General features: G+C 30.4%; 9 protein-coding genes and 1 riboswitch. Of the genes, 5 read left to right on the top strand and 4 right to left on the bottom strand.

Annotated elements, in window-relative coordinates; genetic code table 11:
* Positions 1-51: 51 nt before the first annotated feature.
* Positions 52-150, bottom strand: a riboswitch (TPP riboswitch).
* Positions 151-241: 91 nt separating this feature from the next.
* On the bottom strand, positions 242-2716 hold the full coding sequence (locus tag CLMAG_RS20885; RefSeq protein WP_066626963.1) for a GxGYxYP domain-containing protein: 2475 nt from the start codon (positions 2714-2716) through the stop codon (positions 242-244).
* A 197-nt stretch (positions 2717-2913) separates the two neighbouring features.
* Between CLMAG_RS20885 and CLMAG_RS20880 the strand changes: the two genes are divergently transcribed.
* Entirely contained in the window at positions 2914-4236 is a 1323-nt protein-coding gene (locus tag CLMAG_RS20880; RefSeq protein ID WP_066626957.1) for a transglutaminase domain-containing protein, read from the top strand.
* 275 nt (positions 4237-4511) lie between these two features.
* Here CLMAG_RS20880 and CLMAG_RS20875 read toward each other — a convergent pair whose 3' ends face one another.
* Positions 4512-5906 (bottom strand): hypothetical protein, encoded by a 1395-nt coding sequence (locus CLMAG_RS20875; RefSeq protein ID WP_066626955.1) that lies wholly within the window; start codon positions 5904-5906, stop codon positions 4512-4514.
* 230 nt (positions 5907-6136) lie between these two features.
* Between CLMAG_RS20875 and CLMAG_RS20870 the strand changes: the two genes are divergently transcribed.
* The 3 genes from CLMAG_RS20870 (at position 6137) to CLMAG_RS20860 (ending at position 8408) form a co-directional block, all read left to right on the top strand.
* The gene (locus CLMAG_RS20870; RefSeq protein ID WP_066626949.1) at positions 6137-6631 is read left to right on the top strand and encodes an SH3 domain-containing protein; all 495 of its coding nucleotides are present in this window, start codon (positions 6137-6139) and stop codon (positions 6629-6631) included.
* Between the two features lie 71 nt (positions 6632-6702).
* On the top strand, positions 6703-7455 hold the full coding sequence (locus CLMAG_RS20865; RefSeq protein WP_066626945.1) for a hypothetical protein: 753 nt from the start codon (positions 6703-6705) through the stop codon (positions 7453-7455).
* Between the two features lie 116 nt (positions 7456-7571).
* Complete coding sequence (locus CLMAG_RS20860) at positions 7572-8408, top strand: hypothetical protein (RefSeq protein ID WP_242873096.1); 837 nt, start codon at positions 7572-7574, stop codon at positions 8406-8408.
* A gap of 138 nt (positions 8409-8546) precedes the next feature.
* Here CLMAG_RS20860 and CLMAG_RS20855 read toward each other — a convergent pair whose 3' ends face one another.
* Both CLMAG_RS20855 and CLMAG_RS20850 read right to left on the bottom strand, forming a co-directional pair.
* Positions 8547-10406: a sensor histidine kinase gene (locus tag CLMAG_RS20855; protein ID WP_066626940.1), complete on the bottom strand. Its 1860-nt coding sequence runs from the start codon at positions 10404-10406 to the stop codon at positions 8547-8549.
* A 33-nt stretch (positions 10407-10439) separates the two neighbouring features.
* Positions 10440-10901, bottom strand: a complete 462-nt coding sequence (locus CLMAG_RS20850) for a hypothetical protein (protein ID WP_066626938.1) — start codon at positions 10899-10901, stop codon at positions 10440-10442.
* 275 nt (positions 10902-11176) lie between these two features.
* Here CLMAG_RS20850 and CLMAG_RS20845 point away from each other — a divergent pair, with 275 nt between their 5' ends.
* Positions 11177-12175 (top strand): PLL family lectin, encoded by a 999-nt coding sequence (locus tag CLMAG_RS20845; protein WP_082832028.1) that lies wholly within the window; start codon positions 11177-11179, stop codon positions 12173-12175.
* Positions 12176-12258 lie beyond the last annotated feature (83 nt).

The following is a 12258-nucleotide window of genomic DNA, read 5'->3' as shown; positions in this document are numbered from 1 at the left end:
AAAAAACAAAAAGTGTTTACCCTTAGGCAAGCACTTATATTATCTAAAATATATATAAATCTATTTGCTTCCCTACGTCAGTGTTAACTGAATCAGGTTCAAAGGGTCAGGTTTAACCTTCTCAACCAAATGGTTCCCCCACAAAACTAAATTTTAATAATCTATTTAATTGTATATATTAAAGTATACTCTTCAAATTTATTTTTGTAAAGCTAGCTTATTCCAATTTGTGACTCTTAGTCTAATGTTCAACATTTTTCTTTATTAATTCCATAAATACTTCAGGCGTGACTATTTTTATTTCAGGATTTTGATTTAGCTTCTTTACTACTTCTTCAACGTTGCTAACACCTTTGCTCCAAACATGAACATAAACAAAAGTGAATGCATCAGGTTTGCATACATTTGTTTGACCTGAGCTAATCCTATCATTAATTTTTTTTACTAACTCTTCTTCATTTTCAAGGTTATCCCAAAGTAAATCTCTACATGATACTATAGGCTTATTATTAGACCATAGAATTTCTCCTTGAAACTTATCATGTCTATGGTAATCTAGATAAAACAATCCTTCAATGTTAGGCTTTTCAGTAAACTTGTTCCAAAGTTCAATATTATTGAAAGCAGTGTCATCTATTATTGCTACATACTTTTCATCTACCTTATTCATATAATCATTTAATGTGCTAGTATATGTATCTAGTTTATCTCTATCAAATTTACTTGGATATACATACCCATTTCCAGATGGTGCTACAATAAAGTTATTATTACAATTTTCATTACTTATATTTTTATAATATAAATTAAAAACAGTAGGTGATAAATAATATAAAGACGGGCTCATAGACCAACCTAAATTAAGTTTGCCTCTATTAGCATAACCAAACCATTTCTTGGAACTATAGTTACTTCCAAGATTCCATTGCTGATTATCGCCATCAGACATTATGAAGGTAACATAATGACAATGTTCCTCTTTAGGAATTGTTAATGAAGCTTTTTTGCCGATAGGTAGTGATGGGAAAGCACTTAAAGTAGTTAAATTATAAGACCAATCTGCAGCAACTACACTTACACCATATTTTGAAGCTATACTTACATTAATAAATTCATCTGGTCCCCATCCTAAACAAATAGATTTATCTTCCATAGAAGAAAATATCTTGTTTCTTAGATTAGTTTTGTCTATACTATCTTCATAAAATACTAAAGACTTAGTCATTATAGCATAATCTCTTAATGGCGCAGCTTTATCTGGAGAAAGCTCAATTACTGTTGAATGATTTAGTCCCTTGTTCCACAAATTATTATAAGCCCAACTTTCATCTGTGTTTCTGCAGTCTCCTATTATTTTTGTTATACCGCTGCTTCTTACTTTAGATTCTAGAGCTTCATCGATAACTATGGTCTTGTTTAATGAAGCAAGAGAACAGGCATTATTTATTGAAGGATCTTTTGGTACCTTATTGCTATAAAGTATATATCCCTCTATATAGTCCTTATAAATATTTAGCAGTTGCCAGGGATTTGATACTATTTTATAAGGAATCTTATAATTGTTTTTTAAATCCTCTAACCATGTTTTATAATCAGGCTGAGAAGAATTAAGTGTATATATTTGAGAAGAACAATGGCCATTAACTAGCCCCTGAAGGCTAGCTACCATTGTTCTTTCACTTGGGGTCATTGAATCTTGCGATATAACATATAGTGATGTAGGGACTACTGGGTTCTTTATGTAGTCGGAATCGCAAGCAGTATTTAATTTATAAGCCGTACTTAAAGTTGCTGAGCTGTTATCAGTATAATTTTTTTTCCATTGACTCCACTTTACGTTAAAGGTATCTCCATTTACTTTGCAGTAATTATAAAAACTTTTTAAGAAGCTCATTCTTTCGTTATTATAAAAAGATTTTATAGTATCTTCTTTATAATTTGCTAATGCTAATTGTCTTTTTATAATATCATCCTCACTAATCTCTTTATAATTTTTCATCATATCATACATAATCATAAAGGTGCTTGTTCTTCCTATACCTTGTTTGCAATGAAAATGTAACCAAGAATTTGAAGACTGAGTTTTTATAGATTCTACAAAGTAATCAACCATATCATCTAAAGGTATTCCACCGTCCCTAACAGTTATTCGGTTATAAGATAGTGCTTTAGATGTCGTAAGCTCCTTTTCATCTTGAACCTTTGTTGGAACTATAGTTTCTTTAGGGTGATTGTAAAAAGTTATAGGTTCGTTTAATTTAATACTTTTTAATTTATTAGCTTCATCTAATAAAACCTGATCTCTAGTTAAACCTACATTTGCATTGTTTTTTGAGTCAGCCCAACTAACTGCAAGTCCGTTAATGAATCCATGGGATTCCTGTCTTAAGTCCACTACTGTTATAGGTAAGTAGGTTCCTATAGCCTTTATTAAAAGAGGAAGATTCTTCTCAGAAAATTGTTGACTCCCAGAAATATTTAATTTATCTAACCCCTTTAAATTTAAGTCCTTATTGTCTTTTATAATTGTTAAATCGGAGGTCTTACGAAAGTTCTTTGGAAGAACATCGCTATAATTTAAGGAATCTAAAACAAGATTTACATTATTCGCATCAGCGGCCATAGTTATAATACTTTTGCTTGCTGCAGAAGACAAAAGAACAACTATTAGCAGTATTAACAAAATAGATGCAGGCCTTTTTAATTTTTTATGCACTTATAATCACTTCCTTCGTATAAAGTAAGTATTAAATTTTCTAAACATATTATTAGGTTCTAAAATCATTTATATACAAGTTATTAATTGATAGAAGACTCCATTTTTTTGCAAAAAATTTCTTCATAAAACCATATCTCTAGTATGTTATAATATAATCTATAGAAATTTAAACTTGAATCAAAAGGAGTGAAATTATGTTTGTAAAATGTAGCATTAAAAGATTATTAAAATTCAAAGTACAGTTCATCCTTATTTCATTAATAATGCTGCTCTATACTAGTACTGTTTTTGCTGATAGTAACTACACTGTTTTTACTGCCAAACAAAATATAAGTACAGATAAAGTTTGGAACATTAAGTTTTCAAAGGACATTGATAAAAACACAGTAAATAGTGAAAATATAAGAGTTGTTGATGAAAATGGCGACTCACTAAAATTAGATTTAAGTTCTAGTGGCAATAATATATCTATAAAACCTTCAAGCACTTATGATCCAGGAAAGACTTATACTATTTATGTAGACAACATAAAGGCTCTAAATGGATCTGCCCTAAAAAAACCTAGGACTATGAAATTTACAACCAAAAATGATGTACAAGCTATTGATGCTTCTAGCTATTCTTTAGTTGATACACATACTTATAAGGTTACAGATATTTTAACTTTTACTGCTGATAAGGATACAAAATTAGATATAGCTTACAATCTTGGAACTTTAAGCAATTCACCTTATCAGAAAGAATTAGACTTAAAAGTTACTGGAGAAAATGCTCAAGTTACCTCTACAAATTCAGTAAATCAAAAATTAACTGCTTCCTCTAGTTTAAAGCCTGGAGAAAAGTTACAGTATCAGGTCACTAGAACTATACAAGTTAGTGGCATAAAATATACAAAAGATTTATCTAAAACCTCTGGAGATTATGGTAATTTTAGTGAATATAGCAAATATACTACTGCTACTGATAAGATAGAAAGTAACAATTCAGCTATTATAGACAAATCAAAGGAATTATTCATAGGAATAACTAATCCATATTATAAATCAAAGAAAGCCTATGAATTTGTAAATAGCTATATGATTTATGATGAAAGCAATAAAAATAAAGGAGCCTTAAATGCTCTTCAGACCTCAAGAGGAGTATGTGAAGACTATTCTGAATTATTTGTTGCACTTTTAAGAGCTTCTGGAGTTCCTGCTAGAGTAGCTACTGGTTATTGGGTTGACAGCAAAAACTTTTATAATAATACAGCAACAGGAAATGATTATAGACATGCCTGGGCAGAGTACTACTTGCCTGAATATGGATGGATAGTAGTAGAACCAACTAATATATACTACTACAACGGAAAACAAACTATAGATTATAGCCATTTCTCAAATTTAAATGGATCCACTCACTTCATCTCAGGCTATGATGCCGCTGGTGAAAATAAGGACGGCAATATTTATTATAATTATCTTGAAGGAAGCGGAGTAACTACTCACCTTGAAACAAAGATAGAAAAATTAAATTAAAAAATTGAAATATCTTGTAGGATTTCAGAGCAGAAAATAAACTTACACTAAGGAGTGTAAGCTTATTTTCTGCTTTTGTTATCTATAATTATTAATATAAATTTATCCGATGACTACCCGATCTAATACTCCCATCTTCTCCAAAGTGTACGTTGCAAGCGGTTACGCCCCTGGATTCGTTCAACTAAGAATCAGGTGGGGTTTGAAACCCCATCTGATTCAAGTTTAGACTTCATTCTTTCTAAAAAATATTTTATTATAAATATTCTTCTTAACTATATAAGAAACATAGCAACTATTGTAGTAACAATTAACCCTATAATAACTGGCTTTATATTCTTTTTAGCTAGCTCAAAAGGATCTACTCCGCATATAGCAGCTACAGGTATTACAGCCCATGGTATTATAGTTCCTCCTCCAACCCATATAGCTGCTATTTGTCCTAGTGCAGTAAGAGTAGCTACGCCTCCGCCTATAGCTGTAGAAAATAGTTTTGCTACAGAACCTGCTAAAGATATTCCTGAAAACCCTGATCCATCTAGACCCGTGATTGCACCAACTACAGTAAGGGTTGTAGATGCAACTGCAGCATTAAGAGGAACTAAATTAGCTAGACACACACCTAAGTCATTAACTATACCATTAGAATTAGCTGGCAATATCTTACCATATATTTCAGTAAAGGCTGAATCACCTAAATAGAAAAATGCAGCTATAGGTATAACTATACCAAATATTTTAAATCCAAATTGTAAACCTTTAACAAGGTTATCTGTTATTTTTTCCAAAGCCTCATTTTTATAAGTTATTATAGATATTAGGCTCAAAATAAATATTGCTGTTCCACCTATCAGTGCAGTAGCATCTCCGCCCTGCAGCTTAGCAGTATACATTACAAATATATCTACAATAAATAAAACTAAAGTTATTAATGCTAAAACCCTCTTTAAATTCTTTGAAAGAGAAACTAAACTAGGCTTCTGCTCGTCAGTTTCATCTCCTATAGTATACTCTGTAGATATTTTCCCTGATTTAATATCTTTTCTAAGTAAGTAAAATGCTGTAATAGTGGTTACGAGTCCCATAGTAATTACCAAAGGAATACTTGCACTGACCACACTAGACACTGGTATACCTGCTGCATCCGCCGTAAGCTTAGGGGCTGCCTGAATTACATAGTCACTTGACAAAGCTATGCCATGTCCAAATAGATTCATAGATATTGCTACTCCTATTACTGGAAGACCTGCTTTTTTTGCTATAGGTAAAAATAATAATCCCACTAGTGCTACTGCTGGTGATGGCCAGAAGAACCAAGAAAGTAACATCATCACTATACCGATAACCCAATAAGCAATCCAGTAATTTTTTATTATTCCTTTAAAAGGATATACTATTTCTTCATTTATACCAGATTCTATTAAAACATGACTCATAGCTACAATAACCGATATAATGAATATAGTAGGCATAAGCTCTTTAGTAGCATAAACAAAGCTGTTAAATACTCCCATAGTAGAATGGTATAAAGAACCTGTACCAACCAATCCAAGTAGCAATATACCAATTATACAAATCAAGGATATATCCCTTTTTTTAATCATAGCAGCTATAATTATAAGTATAAAGATTAAATAGATGTAGTGAAGGGGTGTTAATACTATACTCATTTCTTTCCCTCTTAAAAATTACTTCACTAATATATTATGCATGGCATATGTATAAAGTGATACGGCCTAATTGAACAATCTAATTTTCAAATTTGTACTAAATTAATGACAAATTAATTACTGATTTATCATTCTTCTCTTAACATTATCTTTATATATGTGTTAATATATAAGTATAGAAAATTAATACAAAATATATTTACTTTTCCAGATAGGAGGAGATGACTTCAATGAAAAACAAAAAAATAATATCAATTATACTATCAATTTCACTAACTGTTGGTTCTGTAATTTCTACTACATATGTAACTAGAGCTGCTAACATATTACATGGTACTGTGTTATCTAAACAAGGGTTAAACGTAAGAAGTGAATCTAATACAACTTCAAAAATTATAGGTACTTTACAACTAGATGATAGTGTAGAAGTATTAGAAACTATAAATGGCTGGTACAAAATAAAATTTGGTTCCTCTTATGGATATGTAGCTAAGCAATATATAAAATTGGATGCGGCTACCTCTACTAATAATACCAATACTAATACTAATACCAATACTAATACTAATACTAATACTAATACGACTACAAGTAATATAAGTTCCAGTTCTAACTCAAGCACAACAACAGACAGCACTATTAAATTACCTGAGTATAAAAACTTGGATGCAAAAACGGATGTGGACAAACTTAAACAATGGAAAATCAAATTTAATAAAAAATAAAAGATACAGAAAGTAATCGAAATGAATTTAAAGTTGTAGATACTAAAGGAAATTTTGTTTCTACAAAAATATTGATAGATGGTTCCTCAGTAACTATTCTTCCGTGGGATACTGGATATGATTATGAAGGAAACTACAAATTAATTATTGGAGACAATATAGAAAGTGATGATGGTATAAAAATAAAGTATACATCCACTATGCCTTTTACTATTAAGTCAAAATCCGCTTCTTTAGGTCTTGGTAAAACTGAAACAGAATATGTGAATAACGAAAAAAGCTATGACTGGTATATTAATCAAGACAATACAGGAAAATATTCAAGTATAAACTCAGGTCCTGCTGCTGTGGCTATGGCTATAAAGTGGACAACCCCTTCTTCTGATAAATCAGTGGCGGATATACGAGATGCATATGAAAACAGCGGCACAGCTTGGAATATCAGCACTATTACATCATATTTAAAAAGTGCAAATATAAACTATAGTTCCTGTGATGATATAAGTGAGGATTCATTGAAAACACAACTTAAAAATGGGAATATACTTATAGTCAACTTAAATCCTCAATATATAAATTATAATAACAGTTCTGAATCAAAGCTTGGACGTTTTCATGTTGTTGATGGTAATACTTACACCGTTATTATAAAGGGTTACAAGGTAGTAGATAACAATACTTATTTTGAAATATATGATCCATTTTATAATAATATAGAATATTCGGATGGTTCTCCAAGAGGTAAAAACGATTATTATTCTGCAAATGAAGTTTTAAATTCTCTTAAAGCAGAAAGTGTATATCCTATTGTAATAAATAAATAAAATAATAATAGAGGAACCTTTCTATCAATTGAAAGGTTCCTCTTTCAAAGTTGTAGAGTAATTTTAAAAATAGAATATAATATCATTAAACAATATTAATATGGAGTGTTTCTAAATTGAATAATGAACTATATTTCAGACCTTCACCTTTATCAGCATTAAATAATAGAAATTTTGATTATGAGTTTTTTGATAAGTATTCAAATGAAGACTACAATAAAATTGTTTTACCTGATTGGCTATTTAAGTCTCCTGAAGACACAATAATAAATTATTTTAGTATATTAAGAGAGGCTGCAAATATTTCACAAGGAGGCTGCGGTACCATTGGATTTGCCCAAATGTCCTACCCCATAGCATATAATTTTTTAACTTCTGTATATCAAAATAGGCTAGATTACAATTCTTATCTTAATTCCTTCAAAGATATAGGACACATTAACCTAATAAAACTTAACAATATAACTGATGAAAATGCTCCAAAGGGAACTTATGAGTATTTTATTGAAATAGAAGCAATAGAACCTTCCTTTAATGGAAATACAAGCTTCGCATATTACTACGGATTTATTGATATAAAAAATGAAAATGGAAAATATAAAATTTCTAAAATAGACTTAAGAGGTGAAGATTTTCTATGTGCTGCTTATCACGGATGGAAACATAATGCTGAGCTTTATGTTGATACAGTCTATGGAGATTGGTGTAAGCTTCTGAAAAAAAGATATCCAACCGAACAAAATGGGTATATTAAGAATATTTATGTAGTTGGTAAGGATGGTCATGACTATAAATTTCAATTCTTTCAACTTACAAACGGCACTGATATTGAGATTCATCAGTTTACTAAAGATGTAAATAATAAATGGACGCCAATAAAAATAGATGTAAATAAATGCATAGAAAGGTGGAGGTTTCCCCACCCTTACTTTCCAATATACTTTATGTTTTAATTTCATACAAAAACGCTAATAATAAGTGTTAAAAAATTGAAAACTATATTTTAAATCTTCAGAAAAAGTTCGATGGTTTGCAGAGATTGGTTGTAAAACAAAAAATCTCTGCTTCTAAATTATCCTTAATGTATTGTATTAAATTGATATTGAATATACATCAGAGAATTCTATGTTTATTCTCTCTACATCTGTTTCATAAAGGGTCCTGTCTTTATAATTTTCATCACTAACCAATTCAGCAGGTAATTCTATTTTAAATTCACTGCCTTTTCCTTCTTCACTGACAACACTTATCTTACCGCCATGTATTTCAATAAAAGATTTAACAAGATATAATCCTATTCCAGTTCCTTCGCATTGTCTTGAAAGAGAACGATTTGCTTGTCCTAAGCGTTCAAATATAACTTTAAGCATATTTTTAGGAATACCTTGCCCATCATCTTTTACTGAAATAATAACACTTTCTCTCCTGTCCTCTACATTTACATATATATGTCCATTTGAATTTGTATACTTAAATGCATTGGAGAGTAAATTTAATATTACTCGTTCTATCTTATCATGGTCAAAAGCCATAATCTTTTCTTCAACATTTGTATCAAATATGAGTTCTATATTCTTGCTCTTTATATAAGATGCTACGGATTGAGTAATATCTTCAATAGCACTTACAATATTATCGTTACTTTTATTAATTTTAATAAATCCAGAATCCACTTTAGTGATATCCATAAGGTTGTTTATCAATCTGGTCATTCTGTAACAATTTTGCTTCATTATTTTTAAATATGATTTACATTTTTCTATATTACCAACGTTTAAATTTTCCAAAAGCACACCCATTGTTTGAATAGCAACAGAAATTACATTAACTGGCGTTTTAAACTCATGGGATATATTGGTGAAAAATTCTGTTATAAGCGTATTAAATTCTCTAGATTCATTTAATAGTCTTAAATTTTTTTCTACATCATGCTTTAATGTTTCTATTTGTTTTTCTGATGTTATATCAAGTAAAAAAGTCAGCACAGAAGCCCTACCATCATACATGAAAAAAGAAGATGTGTCGCGTACTTGAATTGTCTCTCCCTTACAATTGAGTATACTTGCTTCATATACAACCTTAGAAAGTCTTTTATTAATTATATTTAAATACTTTTCACTTGTGGTCATTATATCCTTTTGCAAACAATGTTTATAAATTGACTCATCATTTAATTCTAGAGAATCTTCATATCCCAGTAATCTAGCTGCACTCCTATTTCCATACATAATTTTACCATGAGAATGAACAAGAATGGCATTTTGTGAGTTTTCAAACAATATATCAAAACATACTTTATTTTTCAATAATGTTTCCTCAATAATATGTCTCTCTGTCCTCTTTTCCTCCAATTCAGTATTTAATAATTGAAGTTGATTATCCTTTTTCTTTTTACTTTCATTCTCTAGTTCTACATAAAACCCAAGTACCCATGCAACAAAAATAAAAATTCCCACCATTATTAAATCTTTTTCAAAATGGACATTAATACCATTTACCATTGGTGCATATAATAGATCTGCTCCAAGAACAAAAATAGAAGAAAAAAGTGAGGTTAAAATTCCATATCGTAATCCATATTTAATAACCGAAGATATTATTAATAATAAAAATAAATACTTATATTCATCATCGTATGCATTAAATAAGTATATGGGCAAAGAGATAATTAGTATAAAAAAAGTATTTTCAATTAACCATGAACTCTTAAAATTTACTGATACCTTTAATTTTAAATTAATTATAATCCAAGTGGCGAAGATTAATGTTAAAAAGCAAAAGAGTAATGCCCATGACCCTAAACTAATTTGACCAAAATTTTGTGTTTTTAACATTTCCCTATAGTTTTGCCCACTGGCATATATAATTATAATAAACATTATTATAGAAATTTTCATAATAGATAAAATAACGAATATATCTTTTTCACTATCATTTGTAACATATCTCATAAATAAACCTCCCTGGAGTTAACTGCAAGTCTTTCAATAACTGATATTTTCTATTTTTACCTTCACAAAATAACGAATTGTTATAATGAATAAATATGTAATAATTAATGATGGAATACCAAAGATACACTTTATAATAGGATTTAAGAATTCAATACTTATATTAATATTAAATGAATTTAATATTGCAATATTAAAATACTCACTTAAGTAAAGTATTGAAGTCATAAGAAAACCACCACATATTGCATTTATTATTGGTATATCAATAATAGCCATTACACATATAATCAAAATAACCATAATAAATGTATGTAACCCAAAATATATAGGTAGCATTCTTACGAAAAAAGTTGCTATCCCCATTATTATACTGGAAAGTATATAAACTTTTATATTAATTGACTTTTTAGCTAATTCGTATATTCCCCAAATCACTAATAACATTTCTGGAATACATCTTAATATGATTTCTAGCCAGTGAAGTTTCAACATATTTTTATAACCCTTCTTCCATATTTTTTATATTTTTATAAAATAATCAATTATAAATAAAGCATATAATAAAAATATGCTTTAAATCTACATAATTTTATTATTCTACATTCAGTGTAAATTACCTTCTTTTTTGCTAGATTAATCCTAATTTATTAGGCTAAACCATGTTTTTACCTTTTATCTTTTTTATTTTGGAACATTTTATTAGCTTTATTAATAAAATATAATTGATGAGACTTTTTAGTCGCAGCAAAAATACAAGGAGGTTTCCAATGTACAATAATCCATATTTTTATTGTCCTTATTCCATGCCACAAACTATTTGTCCAGTTTTAGAGGATCAAATGAGGGGCTTTGATAGCTTTGAGGATTACAATAGTTTCGAAAATTTTGACTTAGATTATGAAGACGGTCTCTTTGATGGCGCTAGAATCCAACAACTGCCAGTATCTCCTCTTGTTAACAGATGGAGTCGTTGGGAAAATCTTGGTGGAGTTTTAACTTCTGCTCCTGCTGTTTCCTCATGGGCACCTAACAGACTTGATACATTTGTACGTGGTACTGACAATGCTCTTTATCATAAGTGGTGGAATGGTTCTCGCTGGAGCGACTGGGAAAGTCTTGGCGGTGTTTTAACCTCTGCTCCTGCTGCTGTTTCCTGGGGAAATAACAGAATTGATGTATTTGCAAGAGGTACAGATAACGCTATGTGGCACATATTTTGGAATGGTTCTCGTTGGAGTAATTGGGAAAGCCTTGGTGGAGTCCTAACTTCTGCTCCTGCTGTTTCTTCATGGGCCCCTAATAGACTTGATACATTTGTACGCGGTACCGATAATGCCCTTTATCATAAATGGTGGAATGGTTCTCGTTGGAGTGAATGGGAAAACCTTGGCGGAAGGTTAACTTCTGATCCTGACGCTGTTTCTTGGGGAAATAACAGAATTGATGTATTTGCTCGTGGTGAAGGCAACCGTCTATATCATTTATGGTGGAATGGTTCTCGTTGGAGCAGGTGGGAAGACCTTGGTGGAAGGTTGACCTCTGAACCTGGAGTTTCTTCTAGAGCTGCTAATAGATTAGAGGTATTTGCCAGAGGTGCGAATAATCGGTTGATTACTATGTCCTGGAACGGCTCTCGTTGGAGCAACTGGAGAAATCTTGGAGGAAATTTAACCTCTGGCCCAGCTGCAGTATCTTGGAATAGAAATAGAACTGACGTATTTGCTAGAGGAAGAAACAATTCAATGTGGCATATTTGGAGAGATTAATAAAAGTTTACAAGAATATATGTAATTAATGAAAAACTCATACCTAATTCAAGTTTCAATTTTATTAGAACATTAATATCACT

The sequence above is a fragment of the Clostridium magnum DSM 2767 genome (assembly GCF_001623875.1).
GTDB classification, from domain to species: domain Bacteria; phylum Bacillota; class Clostridia; order Clostridiales; family Clostridiaceae; genus Clostridium_AM; species Clostridium_AM magnum.
Note: the sequence above shows the minus strand (reverse complement) of the source record. Positions and strands in the feature narration are given on the sequence as shown.